At 67.7% G+C, this 25,188-nt stretch carries 16 protein-coding genes; 7 read left to right on the top strand and 9 right to left on the bottom strand.

Annotation, left to right across the window (positions count from 1 at the left end):
- Window positions 1-5 precede the first annotated feature (5 nt).
- From L1080_RS01570 to L1080_RS01580, 3 genes are all read right to left on the bottom strand, one after another.
- The gene (locus tag L1080_RS01570) at window positions 6-359 is read right to left on the bottom strand and encodes a hypothetical protein (protein WP_250776955.1); all 354 of its coding nucleotides are present in this window, start codon (window positions 357-359) and stop codon (window positions 6-8) included.
- Entirely contained in the window at window positions 356-595 is a 240-nt protein-coding gene (locus L1080_RS01575; protein ID WP_109332862.1) for a hypothetical protein, read from the bottom strand. Before L1080_RS01575 ends, L1080_RS01570 begins: the two co-directional genes overlap by 4 nt.
- Window positions 596-723: 128 nt before the next feature.
- Window positions 724-3,993: a heterodisulfide reductase-related iron-sulfur binding cluster gene (locus tag L1080_RS01580; RefSeq protein WP_250776956.1), complete on the bottom strand. Its 3,270-nt coding sequence runs from the start codon at window positions 3,991-3,993 to the stop codon at window positions 724-726.
- 632 nt (window positions 3,994-4,625) lie between these two features.
- On the opposite strand from L1080_RS01580, the gene L1080_RS01585 reads away from it, so the two are divergent.
- The 4 genes from L1080_RS01585 to L1080_RS01600 all read left to right on the top strand — a co-directional run bounded on the left by L1080_RS01585 (window position 4,626) and on the right by L1080_RS01600 (window position 7,661).
- Window positions 4,626-5,063, top strand: a complete 438-nt coding sequence (locus L1080_RS01585) for a hypothetical protein (protein WP_159927466.1) — start codon at window positions 4,626-4,628, stop codon at window positions 5,061-5,063.
- A gap of 301 nt (window positions 5,064-5,364) precedes the next feature.
- Window positions 5,365-6,048 carry an ammonium transporter gene (locus tag L1080_RS01590; protein ID WP_159924764.1) on the top strand — a complete coding sequence of 228 codons (684 nt, stop codon included), beginning with the start codon at window positions 5,365-5,367 and terminating at the stop codon, window positions 6,046-6,048.
- A 171-nt stretch (window positions 6,049-6,219) separates the two neighbouring features.
- Complete coding sequence (locus L1080_RS01595) at window positions 6,220-6,969, top strand: hypothetical protein (RefSeq protein ID WP_250776957.1); 750 nt, start codon at window positions 6,220-6,222, stop codon at window positions 6,967-6,969.
- A complete protein-coding gene (locus tag L1080_RS01600) occupies window positions 6,966-7,661 on the top strand; it encodes a hypothetical protein (protein ID WP_250776958.1) in 696 nt (231 codons plus the stop codon). Before L1080_RS01595 ends, L1080_RS01600 begins: the two co-directional genes overlap by 4 nt.
- Before the next feature lie 132 nt (window positions 7,662-7,793).
- On the opposite strand, the gene L1080_RS01605 is transcribed toward L1080_RS01600, so the two are convergent.
- From L1080_RS01605 to L1080_RS01625, 5 genes are all read right to left on the bottom strand, one after another.
- Window positions 7,794-9,104 (bottom strand): S1 family peptidase, encoded by a 1,311-nt coding sequence (locus L1080_RS01605; protein WP_250776959.1) that lies wholly within the window; start codon window positions 9,102-9,104, stop codon window positions 7,794-7,796.
- Between the two features lie 250 nt (window positions 9,105-9,354).
- The gene (locus L1080_RS01610; protein WP_250776960.1) at window positions 9,355-10,677 is read right to left on the bottom strand and encodes a S1 family peptidase; all 1,323 of its coding nucleotides are present in this window, start codon (window positions 10,675-10,677) and stop codon (window positions 9,355-9,357) included.
- Window positions 10,678-10,789: 112 nt separating this feature from the next.
- On the bottom strand, window positions 10,790-11,932 hold the full coding sequence (locus L1080_RS01615; RefSeq protein WP_250776961.1) for a hypothetical protein: 1,143 nt from the start codon (window positions 11,930-11,932) through the stop codon (window positions 10,790-10,792).
- 171 nt (window positions 11,933-12,103) lie between these two features.
- Window positions 12,104-14,065, bottom strand: a complete 1,962-nt coding sequence (locus L1080_RS01620; RefSeq protein ID WP_250776965.1) for a LuxR C-terminal-related transcriptional regulator — start codon at window positions 14,063-14,065, stop codon at window positions 12,104-12,106.
- Between the two features lie 9 nt (window positions 14,066-14,074).
- The gene (locus L1080_RS01625; RefSeq protein WP_459030187.1) at window positions 14,075-15,886 is read right to left on the bottom strand and encodes an Hsp70 family protein; all 1,812 of its coding nucleotides are present in this window, start codon (window positions 15,884-15,886) and stop codon (window positions 14,075-14,077) included.
- Window positions 15,887-16,272: 386 nt separating this feature from the next.
- On the opposite strand from L1080_RS01625, the gene L1080_RS01630 reads away from it, so the two are divergent.
- From L1080_RS01630 to L1080_RS01640, 3 genes are all read left to right on the top strand, one after another.
- A complete protein-coding gene (locus tag L1080_RS01630) occupies window positions 16,273-20,238 on the top strand; it encodes an IniB N-terminal domain-containing protein (protein WP_250772050.1) in 3,966 nt (1,321 codons plus the stop codon).
- Window positions 20,239-20,535: 297 nt separating this feature from the next.
- Entirely contained in the window at window positions 20,536-22,335 is a 1,800-nt protein-coding gene (locus L1080_RS01635) for a dynamin family protein (protein ID WP_159927468.1), read from the top strand.
- The gene (locus tag L1080_RS01640; protein ID WP_159924782.1) at window positions 22,332-23,828 is read left to right on the top strand and encodes a dynamin family protein; all 1,497 of its coding nucleotides are present in this window, start codon (window positions 22,332-22,334) and stop codon (window positions 23,826-23,828) included. Before L1080_RS01635 ends, L1080_RS01640 begins: the two co-directional genes overlap by 4 nt.
- Window positions 23,829-23,832: 4 nt before the next feature.
- On the opposite strand, the gene L1080_RS01645 is transcribed toward L1080_RS01640, so the two are convergent.
- Window positions 23,833-25,152, bottom strand: a complete 1,320-nt coding sequence (locus L1080_RS01645) for a DUF2252 domain-containing protein (protein WP_250772048.1) — start codon at window positions 25,150-25,152, stop codon at window positions 23,833-23,835.
- Window positions 25,153-25,188 lie beyond the last annotated feature (36 nt).

Here is a 25,188-nt window from a genome sequence, read left to right on the forward strand (position 1 = left end):
ATCGGTCAGACATCGAGCAGGGCGCGCGACGAGGCGGCGGCATAGATCAGCATGAGCACGAACAACATCCAGCCGGCGCCCTGCCAGACGAACCATCTGCCCCCGGCACGCCACACCTGATATGTGCGGACGAAGGCCGTGACACCGCCGAGTATCAGCACGAGAGGAGGGCCGAAGACGAGAAGGTACTTTTCGTCTCCGGCACACTCCATCATCGAGTCCGTGCAGTCCCCGGATTGCGTCGACATCCACACGAGTGCCACCACCATTGTCAGCAGTGCGGCACCGAGTACCGACAACGTGAACGTGGCGGCACTTCGAAAGGCGCGATCGGTGTCTCGACTTTCGTCCGTCGTCATCGAGCGACCCGATCGACCGGCTCGCTGTGTCCTGCGGCGCCCGCGCAATGGGCGCAACAGAACATCACTTCCTCTACCTCGACGCCGTGACCGATGATCCGGCACCCGCAATGCGAGCATTCGGGTGCCATCGCCGAGATCGCGCACTCGAAGCTGTCGAAGGTGGCGGATCGATCACCCCGGGTCACCGTGAATGTTTTGTCATATTCGTTTCCGCAGGTCTCACACGTGGCCATGTCGACTCCTTCCTCGCGGACACGAGAGTCGGTTACCCCCGGTCGCTGACGCGAATCAGGCGGTCACACCGCGAAACCAGCGCCCCCACCGTGTCCGGTGGGGGCGCTGGTTGTCGTGCTGAGTGGAGCTAGCTCTTGCGACCCGGTGCCTTGGCTCCGGACTTGAAGCCGAGCCCACCCGGCTTCGCCTTCGGCGGCGCCGGCGTCTGGCCGTTCGATCCGTCACCGTTCGGCGCCGACTCCTGGGCTGTATCGACGGCATCGACCTTCGTCGTTGTCGTCTTCACGGGTTCAGCCTTGGACGCTGCGGCGGTGTCCGCCTCGCCTGCCGGTGCCTGGGGAGCAGCGGCCTGGGAAGCAGCGGCCTTGGGAGCCGCTGCCCGGCGGGCGCCCGGTGCCTTGGCGCCGCCCTTGAAACCGAGCCCGCCGGCTTTCGGAGCCGGGGGAGCCTTCGGTGCCTCGCTGACAGGAGCTTCAGAAGCAGGTGCCTCGGCGGTCGAAGGTGCCTCGGGTTCGGCAGCCGGCGCCGGTGCAGAATCGGCCGTCGGAGCGGCGTCGGCCTTGGCGCCGGGCGCCTTCGCCTTACCCTTCATCTGCAGACCCTTGCCGCCCGGTGCCTTGGCTCCGGAGGCGAGTCCCAGGCCCTTCGGCTTGGGTGCCTCGGACGCGGCAGGTGCCTCGGAGGTCGGGGCTGCCTCGGCGGGAGCTTCGGACGGCGCCGACGAGCCGGCAGCCGGAGCAGCGGCCTTGGCTCCGGGCGCCTTTCCGGCACCCTTCATCTGCAGACCCTTACCACCGGGAGCCTTGGCCCCGCCCGCAAGTCCCAGGCCCTTGGGCTTGGGTGCCTCTGCGGCAGGTGCCTCGGCGCTCTCGGCCGCCGGAGCTGCGGTCTTCTTCGCGCCGGGCGCCTTGGCGCCGCCTGCCATGCCGAGCCCCTTGCCGGGAGCTTTCGCCCCGGGAGCCTTCGCGCCAGGTGCTGTGGCGCCGGGTGCCTTGGCCAGGCCCTTCATTGCCAAGCCCTTACCGGCGGGAGCCTGCTTGGCGGCCGGAGAGTCGGCCGCCTCCTCGATCTCCTGGACCCGCTCCTTCTCGACGACCTCGGCCTTCGCCTCGTCCTTCACCGGCTCCACCGGCTTCTGCGGCTCGGCCGGCTTCTCACGAGGGATCACCTTGATGTTCTCGGCCAGCTTGTCCGCGTCGAGACGCGTGATGGACGACAGCATCAGCTGGGCGACGTCCACGACCTCGACGCCTTCACCCTGACCGGACTCCTGGCGCGCGGTGACACCGTCGTTGAGCATGACCCGGCAGAACGGGCAACCGGTTGCGATCTTGGTGGTTGCGGTGCTCAGCGCCTCGTCCACCCGGTCGACGTTGATGCGCTTGCCGATGTTCTCTTCCATCCACATGCGGGCACCACCGGCACCACAGCACATCGAACGCTCGCCGTGCCGCGGCATCTCCTTGAGCTTCGCGCCGGACGCCTCCATGAGTTCACGCGGGGCGTCGTACACCTTGTTGTGACGGCCGAGGAAGCAGGGGTCGTGGTAGGTGACGTCCTCGCCGACCGAGGCGACGGGGATCAGCTTCTTCTGGCGGACCAGGCGGTTGAGCAACTGAGTGTGGTGAACCACCTCGTACTGTCCACCGACCTGCGGGTACTCGTTGCCCAGAGCGTTGAAGCAGTGCGCGCAGGTGACGACGATCTTACGCTTGTTCTGCTCGACGCCGTCGAACACCGAATTCAGCGTTTCGATGTTCTGCATGGCCAGCTGCTGGAACAGGAACTCGTTGCCCGCACGCCGGGCGGAGTCGCCGGTGCAGGTTTCCTCGGCGCCGAGAACCATGAACTTGACGCCCGCCGTGGCAAGCAATTCGGCAACGGCCTTCGTGGTCTTCTTCGCACGGTCCTCGTAGGCGCCGGCGCAGCCGACCCAGAACAGGTACTCGTAGTCCTCGAAGCTGTCCGCATCCTGGCCGTAGACCGGGATGTCGAAGTCCATCTCGCTGATCCAGTTGAGACGGTCCTTGGCGTTCTGACCCCAGGGATTGCCCTTGTTCTCGAGGTTCTTGAAGAGGCCGGCGAGCTCGGAGGGGAACTCCGACTCGATCAGCACCTGGTAACGGCGCATGTCGATGATGTGGTCGACGTGCTCGATGTCCACCGGGCACTGCTCGACACACGCACCGCAGTTGGTGCACGACCACAAAACCTCGGAGTCGATGACCGGCGCCAACTCGCCCTCGACGGTCTCGCCGACGAGCTTGCGCTCCGCCTCACGACGGGCACTCTCCGGGATGGCGGAGAGCTTCGCCTCGTCCACGCCGCCGTCGCCGTCGACCAGACCGATCTCGTCGCCGCCCATGTCCTTGCGGCCACCGGCCAGCAGGTACGGGGCCTTCGCCGACCCGTGGTCGCGCAGCGACGTGATGAGGAGCTTCGGTGACAGCGGCTTGCCGGTGTTCCAGGCGGGGCACTGCGACTGGCAGCGGCCGCACTCGGTGCAGGTGCTGAAGTCGAGCCAGCCCTTCCACGAGAAGTCCTCGATGTTGCCGGCGCCGAACGTGTCGTTGTCGGGATCGGCATCCTCCATGTTGATCGGCTTGCCGCCGGACATCATGGGCTTGGCCGCACCGAGGGCGACGCCGCCGTCGTCCTCACGCTTGAAGTAAATGTTGAAGAAGGCCGCGAACCGGTGCCAGGCGACACCCCAGGTGATGTTGCGGCCCACGATGTACAGCCAGACCATGCCCGACATCAGCTTGACGAACGCGAAGACCGCCACCAGGTTGGGACTAGCGGGCAGCAGCTTCGCCAGGTTCATCGTGAAGAAGTCGGTCCACGCGTTGGCATGCCCGTAGGTGGCGATCTTGCCGGCCTTTACGAAGATCATGCCGAGACCCTCGATGAGGACGACCGCCTCGACGAAGTACGCCGCGCGGAAGTTCGAGCCCGCGAATCGGGACAGCCGCTCCGGCCTGCGCGGGTGGTTGAGCTGCCGGATCACGATCAGGGTGGTGATACCGATGACCGTGCCGAGGCCCAGGACCTCGTCGATGAAGTGGTAGACGGCGGTGTTACCGACGAGCGGCCAGTGGAAAGCCGGGTCGAAGGTCTGGCCGTACGCCTCGAACCAAACGACCGCGCCCAGCATGAACCCGACCATGACCAGCCAGTGGGCCCAGCCGACCGTGCGGAACTTGGCCATGCGGGTGTGGGCGATGAACTCGACGCACATCTGCTTGAAGCGGGGAAGGAAGGGTCGCCAGCGGTCGGGTGCCGGTTGGCCCAGGCGGACGATGCTCACCGTCTTCAGCACGCCACCGATGAAGGCGAACCAACACACGAGGCTCAACAGCACGCCGATGGTGCCCAACGTGATCGTCAGGGCATTCATGTCGCGGCCTTTCGTTTCAGGGCGGCGCGGGGGCCACCACGGGAATGCTCAAGATCGTAACCCGTCGTAAGTTACCCACCAGTAACTCTAACATCCTACTGACCGGTAACCAGTGTTTTTCGACGGTCTACCAGCACCGTCGGGGTATCCAATCGGTGTGAGAGGTAGCACCGACCGGACGTAACTGAAAGTCACGTTAGGTGGTCGAAAAGTGACCCCGCTCCCAAGGTCGTCCTAACTTCACTTTTCGGGCGTGCGGAATGCGGACTCGGTGGTCCTCCTGCCGGGACATCACCGGGCGGCCGCTGTCACGGAGATGATGCGAAGGCGTTGCAATCGAATAACAATTACTGCAGTTCTGTTTGGTTTTTCGGGCGGATTTTCAGCGACTGGCGGCTTTTGTCATTCGACTGAATTACGAAAGACCGCTCATTACCCGTCGGTAACATGGGACCGGTAACGAGTTTCTTTTTTTGAACGTTTCGATCGTGACTGCGCTGTTACTCTGAGCGTGTTTTCCGGCTCTGCCCAGGGTCGTGCGGGGAGGGCTCAGCGCGCAAGTCGATCCAGAACACGTGCTCCAGAACACGGTTTTCCAGTACTTCGTCGGGACGTTCCTGAAAGAGGCATCCATGATCGTGAGAAAAGCTGCAGCCACAGCGGGAATGGCGGCACTGGCCATCGTCTCAGCTGCTGGAGTTTCCCAAGCGGAACCTGTTGCGGGGCCCGCTTCCGCGCCGGTATCGAGCGCACCGGCAGTGTCGTCGCTACCGTTCCACGACGTCGCCTCCCGGGAGGAGAACGACCGGGCCTTCGCCCAGTTCGGTACACAGGTCGGTATCGCGGTCACTGTCGGTAGCTTGGTCGGGACCATTGCCGGCGCTGGAATTGGTTGTGCTCTAACGATTCCCGCGGGATGTCTACCGGGAATGGTGACAGGCGCGGGGATTGGCGGTGTCCTTGGAACGATCGTCGCCGGCGGCCCCACGCTGGGTGTGAGCGCGTATCAACTGTGGGAGACGTACAACGCCGCTCCCGGCACCTCCATCTACGCGGACCGCGACAAGTAGTCCCGGTCTCCCCGCTCCAGCCCCGTCGCGGCTCCTTCACGGCGGGGCTGTTCGCTGCCCGGGCTCGGAGAGCTGCCCCACAACGAAACCGTCCCCTGGTCTGTTTGCTGGAGATTATCTGAATGCGCACTCGGTAAGAGGTGATTGGCCGGGTTTCCATTCTCGTGAATGGTCGTCGATCCCTACTCGGTATCGGCATTGCCGTATTGCACGATTTTATCGAATAGTGCCTGAATTGGGATCTGTCACAGGCGCACGTTACTGTCCTTTATGGATGGGGTTGAAACTCTAAGGGGATGGAATGAAGTTGCGTCGTTTCGTTACGACATCGGCTCTATTGGTTGGTGTCCTGGCGACGGGCTCAGGGGTTGCGGTCGCGGACCCGGCAGAATCTCGCGACGATATCGGGTACGAGGCGCACATCGAGGACCGTGCCGTCGTGACCACACTCGATGCCGGCGTGTTCGAGGTCTCCTCGGACGGGGAGTCGGTCGCGATCAAGGATGCAGGCGGGGCGACCGTAGTGTCGCTTCCTCTCGCGTACCGCTTCGATGGACTCGAGTTTCCGTTCGAGGAGGAGATCACCGAAGACGGTAAGACGCTCCGTCTGACACCGAGCGTCGACAAGGCCGAAGCCACGCCCGTCGCTCCCGACGACCGGATCGAGGCCATCGCGCTGCACGACGTCGCTTCGATCGACGAGAACACCCGAGCTCAATCGGCCTTTCAGCAGCAACTGGGAATTGCCACCACGGTCGGGAGTCTCGGCGGCACGATCGTCGGCGGAATCCTCGGATTCGCTGTCGGATGCGCTATCGGCACTCCCGTCGCGGTGTTCGGATGCCTGCCGTTCGGTGTGACCGGAGCCGGAATCGGCGCCATCATCGGCACCATTGTCGTCGGTGGTCCCACGCTGGTAGTCGCGGGCATCGATCTGATCAACACGCTGAACGCGCCTCCCGGCACCACGAAGTGGGTGAAGTAGGAGGCGTCCGTCCCCTCTTCTCGCCCGCCCGCCCTCCGTCACATGGAGGGCGGGCGGTTCCCGTTTCGGTGAGTGAGCTCGATCACACCTGCTGAGCCGACTAGCGGATCTGGGGAATGCTTAGGCTACCCTTCGTGCGTCCCATCGCTGCGCTCATTGAAACGGATCTCGATGATTCTTCGAAGGTTTACCGCTACTTCCATGCTCGTCGTCGCGGCGATGGCCCTGGCAGCTGCGCCGTCGGCCGCCGAGCCCGCGCCGGGACCTGCGCCGGCCGCGCAGCAGGGCGTCCCGAACATCAACTACCAGACCGCGCGTGACGGCGACGCGGCTGTAGCGACCATCGACGCGGGATCCTTCTCGATCAACGCCGCGAACGACACGGTCGACGTAATCAATGACGGGGGCGCCGTGGTGGCCTCCATTCCGACCTTCTTCCGGGTCGACGACCTGCAGCACCCGTTCGAGGTTGCCGTCGACCACTCCGCCAAGGTCCTTCGGCTGGTTCCCAACATGGATCCTGCGGCCGCGACCCCCGTTCCTGTCGCGGAACGACTGACTCTGAACGATGTCGCCGCGCCGCAGGACAAGGCTGAGCGCGACAAGCGGGCGCTCGACGACTTCCAGCAGCAATTGGGAATCACGACGGCAATCACGGCCATCGTCGCGGCGATCATCGGTGGTGGCATCGGCTGCGCGATCGGCGTCATCCCGGGCACGGCCGCCCTGGTGATTCCCTTCCTCGGACTGGCCGGTCCGGTTGCCGGATGCATCGGCGGTGCCCTGATCGTCGCGCCCGTGGTCGCACTTGCCGGCACCATCGTGGTGGGCGGCGGCGCGCTCGTCGTGCTCGGGATTCAGTACTTCAACACGATCAACAGCCCCTTCGTTCCCCCCGCCGCTCCGGCTCCGGCCGCATGAGCGGCCGTTTCGCCGGTTCTCTGCGCACCGTCACCAGCGGCGCGATCCTGGTCGTGGCAGCGCTCGCGATCTCGGCAGGGACCACACACGCGGCGCCGGTTCCGACCGCCGACTCCCCGGACATCGGGTACGCGGCCCACGCCGAGGGCACATCCGTCGTCACCTCCATCGATGCGGGAACGTTCCGCATCACCGACGCCGAGGACGCGGTGGAGGTGGTGGACGACAGTGGCACCGTCGTCGCCGCGCTTCCGCTCACCATCCGTGTGGGGGAGGCGGTCTATCCGATCGACGTCGACCTCGCTGAGCGGACGCTGCGTCTCACGCCCCGCGTCCCTGCCGATGTCGCACAGTCGCTGAAGTCCGTGGCCGACGAGGGTTTCGACACGCAGGACGAACGCGATGACAAGGCACTGGCCGACTTCAACAGTTACCTCGGATACGCCACCCTGATCGGTGGCCTGATCTTCGGCGTCGTCTTCGGGGTCGTGGGTCTGGTCGTGGGGTGCGGGCTCTTCGCGGTGACACTCGTCGGCGCACCGGTCGGCTGCCTCGGCGGCCTGATGGCAGGTTTCGCCGCCGGAGGCCTCGTCGGAACCATCGTCGTGGGTGGCGCCGCTCTGGCGATCCTCGGCATCCAGTACCTCGTGACCGTCAACACGCCCTTCGTGCCGCCTGCGCCGACCGCCTGAATCAGCGCGACCGACCGCCAGAAGATACGACGCGAGTTCCCGCTGTACAGCCAGTCCGGACGATTCTCGACATACGACTACGGCCCGCCTCCTCGAGGAGACGGGCCGTAGTCGTATGTCTTGCGCCGAGTGTTACGACGTGCGCACGCGCAGACCCGGGTTCTCCGCGAGAATCGCATTGATCGGGGTGGCGAACAACTCGGGACTTTCGCCGAGGACGAAGGTGACGACGTCCGCGACCTGGCACACGGGGTACTGGCCCACGTTAGACGCGCTGGAGATGCCCAGGGCCTGAGTGCCGGTGACGATGGTGCCACCGCTGTCGCCCTGCAACGCGCACATGCTCGTCGAGAAGCTGTCTGCCAGGGTGCGTTCGCCCACCGTGACGGTCTGGCCGACGGCCTTCACCACACCGCAGGTGTAGCCGGTGGTGAGACCGGACTTGCAGACGGGCGCACCGACGACGGGGTCAGCTGTTCCGGTGATCGCCAGAGGAGCGGCGCCGGGTACCCGGACACCGTTGTTCTCGAATCGGTGCGCAGCGCCCGCGTCGGCACGGATGATCGCGTAATCGTGGATGTCGAGACTCGTCTTGGCGAAGGTGCCCACGCGCGGACCCGTCCCGCCCGGAGCGAGCGCGAACGCCTCGGACGCGTCGGCGGTACCGGCAGCGGCGAGGTTGGGGTCGCAGTGTCCGGCCGTGATGTTGACCGGTCCACCCGAGTTGTCGGTGCCGTTGAAACCGAGCGAGCAACGCAGACCGATGCCACCACCCAGCGACCCGTAGGCGTCGCCGCCCAGCAGGGCGTCGGCGGGCATGACCTCTGCGATCGGTGCGAGGTCGGTGGACGGCTGCGGGGCAGCGGTGGCCGGTGACTGCACCACCCGTGCCCCCTGCAGGAAGTCGGGAAGTTGCAAGCCACCTGCGTTGTCGGCGCGGAGTACCAAGCCGTTGTTGACGATGTCGATCGTGACACCGCGAACGAGGTCGGCGACCGCGGGCGGCTGCGTGTCGAGCCAGCCGTCGAGGGTCTTCAGCTGCGCCTGCAGGCTGCTCTCACTCTGGGCCACGTCCTTGACCTGGAAGCCGGCCTCGTGGGCGGCGGCCACCGCGGCATCCTTGTCGGCGCCGTCGGCCACACCGACGATGGCGTTGCCTGCGTCATCGAGCCAGGTACCGGCGAAGGCGTCCGGGAACTGGATACGAGCGATCTTGGCGAACTCGGCGAGTTTCTGCCCCAGCTCCGCATGCTCCAGGTACTGGTCCGGGCTCAACGCGAGGTCACGCTGGATCGCGTCGATCAGTTCGACCGGAAGCGCCGCAGCTTGATCGGAGACTTCGGGTTCGACCGGATCAGCCTGGGCGGAGGCGGTTACGGGACCGAGGAGCAGCAGCGCTGCCGAGCCGAACACGGCGGCACGACGTGCGATGGAGCTACGCATAGGGGCCTTTCTCAGTTCGTTTGTTCGCAGGCGCTCGCGGCGCATACGAATACGGCCCCCGCGGGTGGGGCCGTACACAGTCGGAGTCGACTATATGGGTTCCGGCCGTCTAATCCCACCTGTAACACTGTCGGCTGCGGCCGATCGGCCGACGGGCACACACACAATCCGACTCGAGTTCCGGACCGCGAAAACGACCTCACCCGGCATCCGAGTGACGGATGCCGGGCGAGGTGGAAGAACAGCGGAACTAGTCGGCGTTGGTGCGAACCTGCAGGCCGGAACCCGCTGCCGCGACGATGTCCGCCACCGGTATCCCGAGGTTGGCCGTGCCGCCCTCGGGGGCCAGGACCAAGTTGGCCTCGGTGCAGTTCGGCGCCCCACTGGCGTTGGATCCACTGGTGATTCCCAGCGCAAGCGTTCCGGTGACGATGGCACCGCCACTGTCGCCGGCGAGCGTGCAGGCGGTGCCGGCGAACCCGTTGATCACGCGATTGCTGCCATCGGCCATGAACAGCTGCGTCTCGACGTGGTCGGCGGCCACCACACCACACGTGAAGGACGAGGTCTGACCCGACTTGCAGATCGGGGCACCCACGACGGGCCGGGCAGTGCCCGTGATCTGCAGTGCGGTGCCGTTCGCGCCGCGGATCGCGGGACGGTCGAGGCCGGCCTGAACACCGGCGTCGTTGAGCTTGATGAGCGAGTAGTCCAGCTTGTCTGCGGGGTTACCCACAGAGGAGTGGGAGAACGCTCCGATTTGCTGGCTGTCGTCGACGTTCTGGTGATTCGGGAGGAATACGGGGGACGGCTGGCCTTCCGCAGGATTGCAGTGGCCTGCGCTGATGTTGTACGACTGACCGCTGTCGTCCACTCCGTTGAAACCGAGGGAGCAGACGGAAATCTCCCCGATCGGCGTCTTCGGAAGTTCACCCACCGTCGTGATGTAGGTGTCGCCGCCGAGGGGGCCCCTCTCGACCGGACCGCCACCGCCGGGACTCAGCATGACCTTGACGTTGGCGAGCAGGGTCGGCAGGTTGAGCGCCTGACCGATGGGCGAATTGACGACGTCGATGACGACGCGGTTCTCGAGTACGTCGATCGACGCGGAATTGACCTGCGAGGCGACATCCTTGGGGAGGCCCGCGATCCAGCCGTTCACGTCGGAAAGAGTCTTCTCGAGGCCGTTCGCGGAGACCGGCGCGATGCGCGTCGTATACCCGGCCTCAGCCGCCTTCGCGGCAGCCTCCGTGGTGGTAACCGCAACGACGGGCTGTCCGTCGAGACCGATCCAGGCACCGGCGAAACCGTCCGGGTGCTCGGCTCGGAAGTCTTCGGCGTAGCTACCCAGCTCCTGAGCCTTCGCGGCGCGGTCGAGGTACTCCTGCGGGCTGATCTTCAGATCGCGGGTGATCGCTTCGACGAGTTCGGCCGGCAACGCGTCCGCACTCAGCTGAGTTGTGCTGTCGGGCTGCGTAACGGGGTCTGCCTGGGCGGCGGTCGAGAACGGAAAGAGGAGAAGCATCGCCGAGGCGCCTACTACAGCGGCGCGGTGCGCCAGCACGTTACGCATGAAATCCCTTCTGCGCGGAACCCGATGTCGAGGGATTCCTTCTGGGTGGGTATCAGCGCCCCACCTTAGGCTACGAACGCATAAACATGTCGGTGAGGTGTGACCGAAGCCTCTACTCGGCCGCTCCCGCCACCGTCGTGGTCGTGGTCGTCGTCGTGACCGACTCCGTCGAGGTCTCCGTCGTAGTCGGTGTGGTCGTCGTCGGCGCCGTGGTCACCGTCGTCGTCGGTGCCGTCGTCGTCACGATGGTGACGGGCGGAAGCGTGATGACCGGCGGCGGCGGTGGCGGTGGCACGAACTGTGACGTCGTCGCCACCGGTGTCGGCTCGACCGCCGTATACGGAGGCGGGGCGACGTCGGTGGTCGGCGGCACCTCCTCGGAAACGGCAGTGGGAAAGGCAACCGGCGCCTTCACCGCCGTCGTGGTCGACGACGGCAGCAGCGACGCGGTCTGGGCGTCCTGGATGGCGGGAACGGCCGTGCTGCCGGTGTCGGTGAGGGCGAAGGCCACCGCGCCACCGATGGCGATCAGTGCGGCTGCGGCGGCGCCGGCGAAGATCAACGGTCTGCGGGTGGTGCGCTTCGCGGCGGGTACCGGCGGGGTGAAGCCGGTCGGCACAGCGGCCGGGCCGGTGGCGACCGACGGGTCCGCGGCCGAACCTGCGACGACCGGCGCTGCGACGACAACGGGCACATCCGTGACGGCGGAGTACGCGGTGTGCACAGGAGGTGCGATCACCGGGATCGACTCGGTGTCGGCCTGGGTGTCGTCGGGAGTCAATGCCAAGCCGGCGGCAAGCAGGGCCGCGCCGTGGGCCGGCGACTCGTCCGAGGCGGCCAGCGCCACCGACTCTGCGACGAGGGTCGCCTCCTGCAGACCCATGTAGTCGAGAGATTCGCGGAGCTTCGTCACCGTGTCCGCGGCCCAGTCCGACGGATGGGTGGCGGTCACCTTCACCGTCCCCGTCAGCCCCTCGGCGGCCTCGCGGAAGAGACAGAACATGGCGGTGGCGACGAGATCTTCCGCACGGGTGAGCGTGCCCGCGTACTCGATCCCGGCAGGCTCGCCGACTCGGGCGAGAAAATCCTGCACCGACCCCGTCGACTCCGTACCGGGGTCACCGAGCTGCACCGTGCCGTCCGGTGCGGTGAACAGGACGGACGGATGCTCGATCGTTCTCACATCGGTGCCCGAGGCGGTCACCACCGCAGTGGAGACCGAATGGCCGACGGTGAGTCCGACTCCGGTGGTCATCGCAGATCCTTACTGGGCGCACGGTCGTGGGTGCGTCACCGCACCACTACTTCGGGTGCGTCACCGCACTATTACATGAGGTGCGTCACCGCACCGTTACATGAGGTGCGTCACCGCACCACTGCACAGTGTGTCGCCCGACGAGGTCGAATGGTTACACCGGTCCCGGCGTCAGGGGCGTGCGGTGTCCGACGTGGTCCCATGTCCCATGGCCCGCAGCATCGACAGCAGCTCCGACCGCGACTCGGCGCCGAGGCGCCGCCGAATCCGTGCCACGTGATGTTCGATCGTCTTGGCGGAGATGTACAACCGGCTTCCGATCTCCCTGTACGTCAGTCCCTGGACGAGCAGCTCGGCCACTTCGGCTTCGCGGTCGGTGAGGGTGCCCGGCGCACTCGGACCGGCAACTGTTGCGGGTTCCGCGCCCGTCGCTGTCGCTGCCGGCTGGCGGAGGGCCCGCGCCACCTGCAGCAACGCGGTGGCCACCCTGGTGTCGGAGGCGCGCAGCGCGGCCTCTCCGGCCAGGCGCGCACCATCCCAGGGAAGTCCGATCCGGTCGAGGGTCCGGGCAGCGTCCTCGACGGCTGTGACATCGATATCGCCCTGCAGCACGCGCAACCAGGCCCGCCCGGCACCGGCGAGGCCGGCGGCGTAGGCGCTGACCTTCGAAGCTTCACCGAGGGCCCGCGCGTGCGGGATCAGATCGGCGGGGCATTCGGCCAAAATCGAGGCCTGGACGCCGTACCAGTGCAGCGCCGACGCCCACATGGCGGGTTCGCCGAGAGTGCGTACCAGCGACTGCGCGTCCTCGACCAGATGGGTGATGCGGGCCGCCTCGCCCACCCGGATCGACGTCAACCACAGCTCACCGAGGGGTAGCAAGCTCAAAAGGTCCACCGAATACTCGGCGAGAACCCCCTGCGCTCCGGCCCACGCCTGCAACAGTGCGGCGTTGTCACCGGTCCGCCGTGCCAAACCGACCCGCAGGCCGTGGACGAACAGAAGATCACGTTGATGCATGGTGTCGACGTCGAGCGAATCGAGCCGGGCCTGCGCCGACGGGAGGTCACCGCGCACCATGGATGTCCACGCCGTCAGGAGGTGGTGTCGATTCGCGGTGACATTTCCGGGCCGGTCGCTCTCCCGGGCACGAGCGAGCACGGCTTCCGCGTGGGCGAGTTCACCGCAATGGAGGGCGGCAAGAGCCGTGATCGCGGCTGGGGAGTCGGGCAGCACGCGGGGCCGCGCGGCGCGACCCGGCAACGACAGCGCGCGGGTGAGGGAGTTCAGTGCCGCATTCGCGGAACCGGTCACCGAGTGCACGAGCCCGGTTGCGACGAGGGCGGCACCGGCAGTGGTGGCCGTCGGTGGCGCACCGGCGCTCGCGGCGAGGACGGATTGCGCCTCGTCGAGCCGGCCGGCGACGACCAGAACGGAGGCGGCGACGGAAGCGTCCGAACCCACCCGGCTCGGGCCCAGCCAGGCGTACAACTCGGCACTGCGGTCGATCATCCCGCAGTAGGCGGCTCCGGCGGCCGACACGCGCACGGCAGCAGCCAGATCCGCATCACTGACGGAGGCCGACCGCTCGAGTACCGAATCGGCGAGACCCACGGCCGTGTCGAGGTCACCACTGAGGGCGCAGGCCTCCGCGTAACCGAGAACGGCGGCATCGTCGAGCCGGCCGACGCGTTCGGCGTCGCCGTACAGCGACACCGCCTCGGACGGATCGGCCAATTCTGCTCGGCTGCAGAGGAACTCGGACAATTCGCTACTGCGGACACCCGTCTTGGCCACTGCCCGGGCGACGGGGAGGGTGAGCGTACCCGCGGCGACATGATGGGTGAGCAGGCGGCGAGCCAATGCGTGCACGCGGTTCTCGCCGAGGACACCGGCGAGACGGCGGCGATGCGGCTCGACGAGGGTGTCACGGTCGTCGACGTAACCGTCCGCGCGCAACACCTCGATCACACTGCGTGCGGAGTCGGGTTCTATGTCGAGGACAGCGGCGACCACGATCTCGTCGGGGTCGTTCCCGAGCAGCAGCAATCCGAGTACCGACAGCTGGGAAGCATCGAGCGACGCGAGGTCGCGGTGGGTGGCGGGTGCAGGCGACGGAGGCCGTGTAGACACCGGCGGTCCCTATCCGCCGTTGCCGGATGGGAAGTTGGGCACAGGTAATTGCTGAGGCGCCGTCGGTATGTACCCTCCGACGATCTGCGCTCCCTCTATGAAGGAATTCGCGATTTCGCCGCCGTCCGGCTGGACAGGAACAGGTGCCGGTGCGGGGGCCGGCGCGGGAGCCGGTGCCGGTGCCGGTGCCGGTGCCGGAGCAGGGGCAGGTGCTGGAGCAGGTGCTGGTGCGACGGGCTGAGCGCCGGGGGCGGCCGGGGCGGGGGCCGGTCCGACCGGTGCCGGCGGCGCAGCCGGGGCTCCGGGTGCGGCTACCGGAGTGGCGACACCAGCGGCGGTTCCGGGCACGCCCGTCGCCGCGACACCGGCTGCTGCACCGGGATCTGCCGCGGCCGACGTGCCGGGGGCGGCCGCCTCGGCCGGGGTGCCGGAGGTGGTCGCCGAGCCGCCCGAGGTGCTCGACAACTGGGAGGTGGCCGAATCGGACTCGGCCGTCGGGGCGGTCAACGCGGTGCCGAGCGAGAGCCCGCCGGCGCCGAGTAGCACGATCGCCGCCGCGGACGCCGCGATGATGCCGGCCTTCTTCTTCCTGGACATTCCCGTGGGTGGGGGATCGGCGAGGACCGGTGCCGGTGTTCGTGGTGTGAAGGCGACGGTCTCGGCGTCGGAGTCGATGTGAGCGACCGGAACGGCCGCAGCGGCGGGCGCGGCGACGGGCACGACGGCAGGCATCCGGGCGACGGTCGGGGCGGCGGCGCGTCCGGCATTGCGCTCGCCCGCGAGTAGGGCCGCACCGAGCGCGGCGGTGTGCGCCGGACGTTCCGCGGCGATCACCGGGACACGCAGTTCCGCGGAGAGCAGCTCGGCGACCAGCGGAATGGCGGCACTTCCCCCGGTGAGCACCACCTGGGTGATGTCGCTGGACTCGAGGCCGGCAGCGTGGATGCTCTCACGGACGAGCGTCACCGATTCTTGAAGGGGTTCGCGAATGAGGTCCTCGAGCTCGGAACGCACCAGCCGCACGTCCGTGGAGACCCCGGGAAGCTTGATACTGATCGTGGCCTCCGTGTCGGAGGAAAGAGCCTCCTTCGCGGCGGTGCAGCGCGCGCGCAGCACGGTCAGTGCGGCCACGGTGTCCGGAGCGAACGGATCGATGTCCCCGAACTGCTCGGCGACGTTACCCAGCACGTACTGCATGGTGGCGTGGTCGAAATGTGCGCCACCGAAGTCTTCGGAGCGGACCGGCTTACCGAGCACACCGGCACCCTCACCGTTCTCGGTGGAACGGAACAAGGTGATGTCGAGGGAGGTGCCGCCGAGGTCGTAGATCACGGTCACCGCGTCGCGGAGCGTGCCACGGGTTCGCTCGAGCCATGCCGTCACGGCCTGCGCTTCGGATACCAGGGTGGCGTCCGCGACACCGGCTTGTTCCAGCGCCGACGCCAGCACACCGACCGTGTACGGCGACCAGACAGTGGGGTGGGTGACCACCGTGGTCGGCATCCCGTGTCTGCCCGATGCGGCTTCGTGCACGATGCAGCTGACCGCGGTGGCGACGAGGTCCTCGCCCGAGTAGGTCGAGCCGTCGTCGGCGAGTATCCCCACCGGATCCCCGACACGGTTCGCGAAATCGGAGACCGCGATGGCGTCCGGCTCCTCAGGGTCGGTGCCGAGGACCGGCGCCCGATCGGGGGAGAGGTGGAGAATGCTGGCCCGTGACAGGACGGTGAGGTCCGAGGCCTCCGCAACACCCGTTCCGTCCGCGTCGACTGCGGCCACCGTATTGACCGATCCGACACCGATGCCGAGCGCTGCAGCCATGTTCCACTCCTGTGGTCCGGGCGGGCGGGCGCCGCCGTGTCATTTGGACGGCACCGCCGCCGTGTCCATTAGACGGCACCGCCGTCGTGTTCTCAGACGGCACCGTCGTCGTGTCGTTACCCGGCTTGTCGCGTGCAATGGCTGTTTCGTTACGTCGACAGTGCAGGTCGCCGCACATTACGGGGACGATCCCCTAACGGCCCCCTACCCCCTAACGAGGTGCCGGTTCCCCCCGAGGGGGCATCCCCGATCGAGGGGTGCGGGAGTGGGGGGCCGCTCCCCGTTGGGAAGGGGGCCGCCGATCCATAACGTGGGTTTCACTCGCCGTCACAGCTGTTGTGGTGGCCACCCGAACTCCCCGATCCTCGACCACAGGAGAGATTGCCATGGCTACCAACGCCGTCCTCGAGTTCATCCTCGGCCTTCTTCGCGACGAGCAGGCTGCTGCCGCTTACTGCGCCAACCCGACGGACGCACTGTGCGCCGCAGGCCTGGAGGGTGTGACCCACGCCGACATCGTGTCCGTCGCCCCGATGGTGGCCGAGTCCGGACTGTTCGCGGGCGGCGGAGCCGACCTGGCTGCCATCGTCAACGCCGGCACCGGCGTCGTCGGTGACGTCGCCGGTGGGATCGGTGCCGGAATCGGCGGTGGCCTGGGCGGTGGCCTCGGACTCGGTGGCGGCCTCGGCGGTGCAGTAGGCGTCGGAGCGGGTGCCGGCCTCGGCCTCGGCGCCGGTCTCGGCGGCGACTTCGACTTCGCGGCAGAACTGAGCGCGGCCTTGAGTGCGGCACTCGGTGCGGCGCTCGAGATCGGCGGCGAGATCGGTGCGCAGCTCGGTGCAGCGCTCGGTGCGGCGCTCGACGCTGCGCTGTCCCTCACCGGTGGCCTCGACCTCGACAGCGCCCTCGACATCGGCGGCGTCATCAGCGGTGCACTCGACGGCTTCCTCGGCCTCGGCGGCGAGATCACCGCCCAGCTCGCCGCTGCTCTGACAGCAGCTGTCTCCGCGGTCCCGGCGATCGATCTGACCGGTGGACTGACCGCGATCCTCGCTCCCGCGCTGGCCATCGGCGGCGACCTGGGTGCCGACGTGGGTGCTGCCCTCGGTGCGGTCCTCGGTGTGATCGGAGACGTGAGCGGCGACCTCGGCGGTGACATCCTGGCCGGCATCGGCGGCGGACTGGACATCGGTGGCGCACTCGGCTCGACGCTCGGTGGTGTGCTCGGAGTGGACGCCGGTCTCGGCGGCGCTCTGGGCGGTGCCCTCGATGCGGCGATCGGTGCGGGCGGCGGCCTCGGCGCGACGCTCGAGGGACTGCTTGGTGGCGATCTGCTCGGTGATGTGGCGGGTTCGCTCGACGGTGTGCTCGGTGCGGATCTCGGTGGTGTGCTCGGTGGCGCGCTGGGTGGGGTTCTCGGTGCCGGTGGTGACCTCGGTGCGGATCTCGGTGTTGCGCTCGGTGCGACTCTCGGTTCGATCGCCGACCTCGGTGGTGGCCTGGACCTGGACGCGGTTCTCGGTGCGGAGGGTGGTCTCGGTGCGGTTCTCGGTGGTCTGCTGGGCGGCGAGCTCGGTGTCGGTGGCGATCTGACCGCTGGCCTGGGTACCGCCTTGGAGGCGGTTCTCGGTGCCGGTGGCGGGTTGGACCTCGGTGCGGTTCTCGGTGCGGATGGTGACCTCGGTGGTGCGTTGAGCGGTCTGCTCGGAGGTGTGCTGGGTGCCGGTGGCGATGTCAGTGCCGACCTCGGTGGTGCGCTGGGTGGTCTGCTCGGTGGCGCCCTGGATCTCGAGGGTGGTCTCGGTGGCGCCTTGTCGGCTGCGCTGGAGAGCGGTCTGGGACTTGATGCCGCGCTCGGCACGGTCCTCGGTGGTGCGCTCGGGCTCGACGGTGGCCTGGCCACCGAGTTGGGCAGCACCCTCGAAGCGGTGCTCGGTGCCGGTGGTGTGACGGACATCGACCTCGGCGGCCTGCTGGGTGGCGACCTGCTCGGTGATGTGGCGGGTTCGCTCGACGGTGTGCTCGGTGCGGATCTCGGTGGTGTGCTCGGTGGCGCGCTGGGTGGGGTTCTCGGTGCCGGTGGTGACCTCGGTGCGGATCTCGGTGTTGCGCTCGGTGCGACTCTCGGTTCGATCGCCGACCTCGGTGGTGGCCTGGACCTGGACGCGGTTCTCGGTGCGGAGGGTGGTCTCGGTGCGGTTCTCGGTGGTCTGCTGGGCGGCGAGCTCGGTGTCGGTGGCGATCTGACCGCTGGCCTGGGTACCGCCTTGGAGGCGGTTCTCGGTGCCGGTGGCGGGTTGGACCTCGGTGCGGTTCTCGGTGCGGATGGTGACCTCGGTGGTGCGTTGAGCGGTCTGCTCGGAGGTGTGCTGGGTGCCGGTGGCGATGTCAGTGCCGACCTCGGTGGTGCGCTGGGTGGTCTGCTCGGTGGCGCCCTGGATCTCGAGGGTGGTCTCGGTGGCGCCTTGTCGGCTGCGCTGGAGAGCGGTCTGGGACTTGATGCCGCGCTCGGCACGGTCCTCGGTGGTGCGCTCGGGCTCGACGGTGGCCTGGCCACCGAGTTGGGCAGCACCCTCGAAGCGGTGCTCGGTGCCGGTGGTGTGACGGACATCGACCTCGGCGGCCTGCTGGGCGGCGACCTGGGTCTCGGACTCGGTGGTGACCTCGGACTCGGTGGCGAACTGACTTCCGAGCTGACGACGGCGCTCAGCGGTGCCCTCGGATTGGGCGGCGAGGCCGGTGCGGATCTCGGAGCCGTTCTGGGCGGTGCCCTGGAGAGCGGTCTAGGACTCGGCGGCATCCTCGAAGGCGGTGCGGATCTCGGAACCACGATCAGCAGTGCACTCGGTGGCGCCCTCGGAGTCGACGGTGACGCCACCGCCGGCCTCGGCGCAGCACTCGATGCGGCGCTCGGAGCCGGTGGCGGGGTCGACCTCGATGCGGTGACCGATCTCGGTGGTCTGCTCGGCGGCGCCTTCGGTGTCGGTGGCGGCGCAGGCGCCGACCTGGGTGCAGCTCTCGGCGGCGTCCTCGGTGGCGCACTCGAAACCGGCGGCGCTCTGGACCTCGACACCGTCCTCGGTGGCGAAGGAAGCATCGGTAGCACTCTCGGTACCGCCCTCGGTGGTGTCCTCGGGGCCGACGGTGACCTCAGCGCCACGCTCGGCTCCGCATTGGAGACCGCACTCGAGGCCGGCGGTGGACTCGATCTCGACTCGGCGCTGGATGCCGACCTCGGACTCGGCGCTGCTGCCGGTGTGGGCGGGGCCCTGGACGGTGCCCTCGACGCGGGTACCGACCTCGCGGGCGGCCTGACCGGCGGCATCGACGGTGCCCTCGGTGGACTGATCGACGCAGGTAGTGAGCTGACGGGCAACGTCGGTGGAGCTGTCGGCGGCGGTGTCGCCGGTGGTGCGGAGACCGCCGCGGGCATCGGTGCCGGAGTGGCGGCCGGTGTCGGTGCGGTCGCCGACGCGGGCGCCGACCTCGGCGGCAACCTCGGAACCAACCTGGTCGGCGGCCTGGAGACGGCCGGTGGCCTCGGCGCCGGTCTGACGAGCGGCCTCACCGGCGGACTCGGCGGAATCTTCGATGCCGGCGCAGGCCTGGGCACCGCGGTGACCGGAAGTGTCGACGGTGCCGTCGACGCGGTCGGCGAAGCAGGTGCCACGGTCGGTGCCGTGGCCGACGCAGGCGCGAACGTCGACGCCAACCTCGGCGGTGCGCTCGACACCGCGGCGAACCTCGGCGGAACCGTCGAAGGCGCGCTGGACACGGCGGCGAACGTCGGTGGAACCCTCGGTGGCACGGTGGACGCCGCGACCGGAATCGGTGGCGACGTCGCCGGTGGAATCGAAGGCAGCGTGGACAGCGCGGTCGACGCCACCGCAGGTCTCACCGGTGGCCTCGACGCCACCACCGATGCGGTGACCGACCTCGGTGCCGGACTGTCGGGTGGCGTGGGTGGCCTCGGTTCGCTCGGCACCTCGGTCGGTGGAGCCCTCGACGGAGCTGTCGATGGTGCCGCCGGAGTGGGCGGTGCAATCGACGGTGGCGCTTCGGCCGGTGGATCGGCCGAGGCAGACGCGACCACGGGCGGTTCGGCTGACATCGGAGCGGTCGGCGGGGCTGTGGCCGACACCACCGGTGAGATCGGCGGCGACCTCGAGTCGACGCTGGGCGGCACTGTCGACGCGGGTTCCAACGCCTGGTCCTCGATCGACGCCCAGGACGCCTTCGGTGCGGAGTCGAGCCTGACCGGTGATTCGGAAGGCTCCCTGTTCGCCGACACCGACTCCTCGGTGGCACCCACGCAACACGTCACGGACGTTGTCGATCACTTCGAACCGTGATGAGACGGCGGTTCCGGCATCCCCCAGACGGGGCGGCCGGAACCGCCGTACGATGTAACGAAATCAGCCCCGGACGCGCTATGCGGACGGGGCTGATTCCACAGTCGGGTGTGGGTGCACCGGAACGCGGTGTGCGCACGAGGTCGGAAGAATTGCGGGTCAACGGAACTCATGGACAGTGCAGCCGCTAGAAGCAGTGCCGTCAAGCACAGTGCCACCGGCAAGCACAGTGCCGTCGAGCACAGTGCCACCGAGCACGGTGCAACCGCCGAGCACGGCGCCACCACTGCGCAATCCATGACCGCCCTGCTGGAGCAGACTCTGGATGTCGCGCGGCGGTTCGGACGCGGAGATCTGGCGCAGCGGCTGGACCAGGCTCGGACCCGCGTCCTCGATCCGCGGATGCGCATCGTGGTGGTCGGCCCGCTCAAGCAGGGCAAGAGCCAGTTCGTGAATTCACTGCTCAACCTGACCGTGTGCTCGGTCGGTGACGACGAGACCACCGCCATTCCCACCCTCGTGCAGAATGCGGAGACTGCGTCGGCGGAACTCGTCCTCGCCGATCCCGGCGCAGATCCGATCCGGGTCCCGCTGCCTCTCGAGGAGCTGACCGGCATTACGCCCGCCTCACCCCGGGCCGGGGGCCGGGAGGTACTGCGGGTCGAGGTCAACGTGCCGAGTCCACTGCTGGCGGACGGCTTGGTCCTGGTCGATACTCCCGGCGTGGGCGGCGCAGGCAACCCACATGCCGCGAGCACGCTCGGGCTGATTCCCGCCTCCGACGCCGTCTTCGTTCTCTCCGACGCGAGCCAGGAGTTCACCGAACCGGAGCTCGGATTCATCAGGCAGGTCACGAGCCTGTGCCCGTCGGTGGCCTGCCTGATCAGCAAGACCGACCTGTATCCCCATTGGCGGGACATCGTCGAGGCCGATCGAGGGCACCTCGCGCGCGCCGGCCTCGACGTACCACTGATTCCCATTTCCTCACTCCTCCGTTCCCATGCGCTGCGGCTGCAGGACGAGGAGCTCAACACCGAATCGGGCTTCGTCGAGCTCTACGCCTTCCTCCGCGATCGGGTGGTGGCCCGCGCGGAGTCGAACACGCGTCGCGCGGTGTCGCTCGACGTGTCCTCGGTGGCCGAGCATCTGACTCTGGGAATCGGTAGTGAGCTTGCCGCCCTTCGTGATCCGGCCAAGGGTGTCGCTGCCGTCGCCGAGCTGCAGAAGGCGAAGGCCGCGGCGGAAGATCTGCACAAGCGGACGTCGCTGTGGCAGCAGACCCTCGGAGACGGTATCGCCGACCTGGCCGCGGATATCGATCACGATCTCCGCGACCGGCTGCGCCGCGTGACGCGGGAAGCCGAGGAAACCGTCGACCAGGGGGACCCGGGCAAGGACTGGGACGCGTTGGGGCAGTGGCTCGAGCAGGAGTTCGCCACCGCTATCGGTGACAACTTCGTCTGGGCGCACGACCGCGCGCTGTGGCTCGCCGAGGTGGTGGCTCAACACTTCGCCGAAACCGGTGCCGTGGAGCTTCCGCACCTCGACATCGCGAACGTCGACGGGGTCCTCGAGCCCGTCGCTTCGCTCGCAGATCTCGAGTCGGGCCGGATCGGCATTACCCAGAAAGTGCTCGTCGGTATGCGCGGCTCGTACGGTGGTGTGCTGATGTTCGGGCTCATCACCACCATGATGGGCATGGCGCTGGTCAACCCCATCTCGATCGGGGCCGGTGTCCTTCTCGGTACCAAAGCGTATCGAGAGGACAAGGAGAGCCGGGTCCTCAAACGGCGGGGCGAGGCGAAGGCGGCCATCCGCCGGTTCGCGGACGACGCCAGCTTCCAGGTGGGCAAGGAGTCGAAAGACCGGCTCCGCTCGATCCAGCGGTTGCTGCGCGATCACTTCACAGGCATCGCCGAGCAGGCATTGCGCTCGATCAACGAGTCGCTGCGTGCCGCGCAGGAGGCGGCCAACCTAGAGTCCACCGAGCGCACGCGCCGGATCGCTCAACTCGAGAAGGATCTGCACATCGCCTCCGAACTGAAGGAGCGGGCAGCCCAGCTCGTCGTCGGCGACGCCGGAGCGATCACGGCATGACCGCAGCGCCACTTCCGGAGGCCCGCAGGCTGATCGCGTCGGCCAGGCAGCTCTACGCCGGCCGGCCCGAGATTCGCGATCAGCTCACCGAATGCGCTCGCCGCCTCGAACAACCACTGCGGGTAGCGCTGGCGGGTTCTCTGAAAGCCGGCAAGTCCACGTTGCTCAATTCGCTGGTGGGCCAGGACATCGCCCCGACGGATGCGACGGAGTGCACCCGTGTCGTCACGTGGTACCGCAGCGGGTCGACGCCCGCCGTCACCGCCTGGTACCAGGCGGACGGCCCCGACGGCGCGTTGGCCTCGGCGAACGTTCCGGTGTTGCGCCGGGACGGACATCTGACTTTCGACCTCGGGCACCTGACCGCCGCGCAGGTGGACCGGCTCGATGTGGAGTGGCCTTCGTCGGCGCTGGCCCACACCACCATCATCGACACCCCCGGCACCTCCTCGCTGTCGCGGGACGTGTCGGCGCGCACCCTCGAGATGCTCACCCCCGACAACGAGGCTTCCGGTGCCGACGCCGTCGTCTACCTTCTGCGCACCCTGAACGCGACGGATGTGCAGTTCCTCGGCCAGATCGGGGATCACGTGGGGGACGAGTCGGGTCCGCTCGGTGTGGTCGGTGTCGTGTCCCGGGCCGACGAGGTGGGGGCGGGACGCCTCGACGCCATGATGTCGGCGAAGGAAGTGGCGTCCCGGTTCGCGGGCGAGCTCGAACGCACCGGGCTGTGCCAGGCGGTGGTTCCCGTCGCGGGGTTGCTGGCCTTGGGTGCCCGTACGATGCGGCAGGCCGAGTTCGCCGCATTCCAGCACCTGGCCGAGGTGTCGGTGGACGACCTGAACATGGCCATGCTGTCGGCCGACCGTTTCGCCCGGGAAGACAGCCCGCTGCCCGTCGATGCTCGAATGCGGGCGCAGCTGGCCGACCGGTTCGGGCTGTTCGGGATTCGAATGGCCGTCACGTTGATTCGGCTGGGCACCCGGGACTCGCCGACCCTTGCCGCCGAACTGGTGGAGCGGAGTGGGCTCGACGAGTTGCGTCAGGTCATCGACATCCAGTTCGGGCAGCGTGCCGACCAGTTGAAGACGCACTCCGCGCTGGTTGCGTTGAAGCGGGTGCTCACCGCCCATCCTGTGCAGGGCGCAGGCGGGATCCTGCTGGCTGCCGAGCGTCTGCTGTCCGATGTGCACGGTTTCCAGGAACTGCGGCTTCTCGGGCGGCTGCGGTCCACCGAGGTGGGGCTACCCCCCGACGACGTGGCCGAGCTGCAGCGACTGATCGGCGGATTCGGGATCTCGATCTCCGAGCGGCTCGGGACCGACAATGACGACGCGGTGGAATTGCAGCGGATGAGGGCACTCGCCGCCGTCCGGAAATGGCGGGAACGCGCGCGTCACCCGTTGCTGGACCAGTTCACCGCCCGGGCGTGCACCGTTGCCGCACGAAGCGCGGAAGGCGTCCTGGAAGAGCTGAACTCGGTACTCCTGTAGCGCGTCAGGTTGCCGAGACGCCCGCGATTTCGCCTTCCCGGAATGCCTCCACGAACAGCTGGTGATCCTTGCGGCTCACCTCTGCATACGCGAGGCCGAAGTCGATGATCTCCTCGACGAACTGGTCGAGCCGACCCTCGATCACACCATGGATGGCGTCCTCGGTCTGGAATGTGACCAGGGTCTGATCACTATCCTCGTCGGAGACGCAGTGAACCTTCGCTGTCGCCCGGCCGAGGTCTTCGAGCACGGGGGCGATCTCCTCCGGTTCGGTGAGGTCGGACCAGTCGAGGTCCAGTTCGTACGGTGACAGTTCGGCGACCACGAATCCGGTGTCCCCGATCTCGGTGTAGCCGAGCAGGGGATCGGTGTGGACCTGCAGGGCGCGCTGGCTCACCACGGTGCGGTGACCCTCGTGCTCGAAGTAATTACGGACGGCCGGCTCGTCGACGATGCGGCTCGGGGCCGCGACATTGCCCTGCTTGATGGACAGCACGATGTCGTTCTCCAGTGCCTGGGTGGCCCCTTCGATGAGCACGTTGTACGCCGGCAGGCCGGCGCTGCCGATACCGAAACCCTTGCGCCCCACCACATCCTTGATGCGATAGAAAACCGGGCGCTCCGACCTCTTGTTGGGGGGCACTCGTTCGATGTAGGCGTCCAGCGACTCGCACACGGTGTCGCGTTCGTTCTCGTCCAGTTCCCGGACCCCACGACCGCGGCGGAAGTGCCGGTCGTAATCGTCGAGCACCGTGACGGAGTCGAGGAGGCTGACACGGGTCGCGAGGCGGGCCTGCAGGAGAAGGTCGTGGATACTGCCGCGGGAGTTGTCCAGCCGCAGCGCGTACGCGTCGTCCGCCTCCTGCTGTACGTAATGCATGACCTGTTCGACGTACGTACGCAGATAGGTCTCTGCCAGTGCCCGGACATCACTTTCGGGCAAAGCCTTCTGCCAGCCCATCAGCGCGAGGCTCGCAACGAAGCGCCGAAGGTCCCAGCTGAAGTGCCCGACGTAGGCCTCGTCGAAGTCGTTGACGTCGAAGACCAGGGTGCCCTCGGAGTTCATGTATGTTCCGAAGTTCTCCAGGTGCAGGTCGCCGTGGATCCACACCCTGCTGGTGCGCTCATCTGCCCAGGGGTCGTCGAAGTCCCGGATGTCGTTGTAGAACAGGCAGGCACTGCCCCGGTAGAAGGCGAACGGGTTGGCCGCCATCTTCCGGAACTTGGTACGGAAGGCGCTCGGGTCTGCCTCCATGAGATCGGCGAACGCCTCGACGAGGGCGCCGACGATCTGCTTCTGCCTGGTCGAATCGGCATCGTTCACAATGCCCTCCTTGTCGCGAGTCCGATACCCGCACGT

This window comes from Rhodococcus sp. MSC1_016, from assembly GCF_023667485.2.
Lineage (GTDB): Bacteria > Actinomycetota > Actinomycetes > Mycobacteriales > Mycobacteriaceae > Rhodococcus_F > Rhodococcus_F oxybenzonivorans.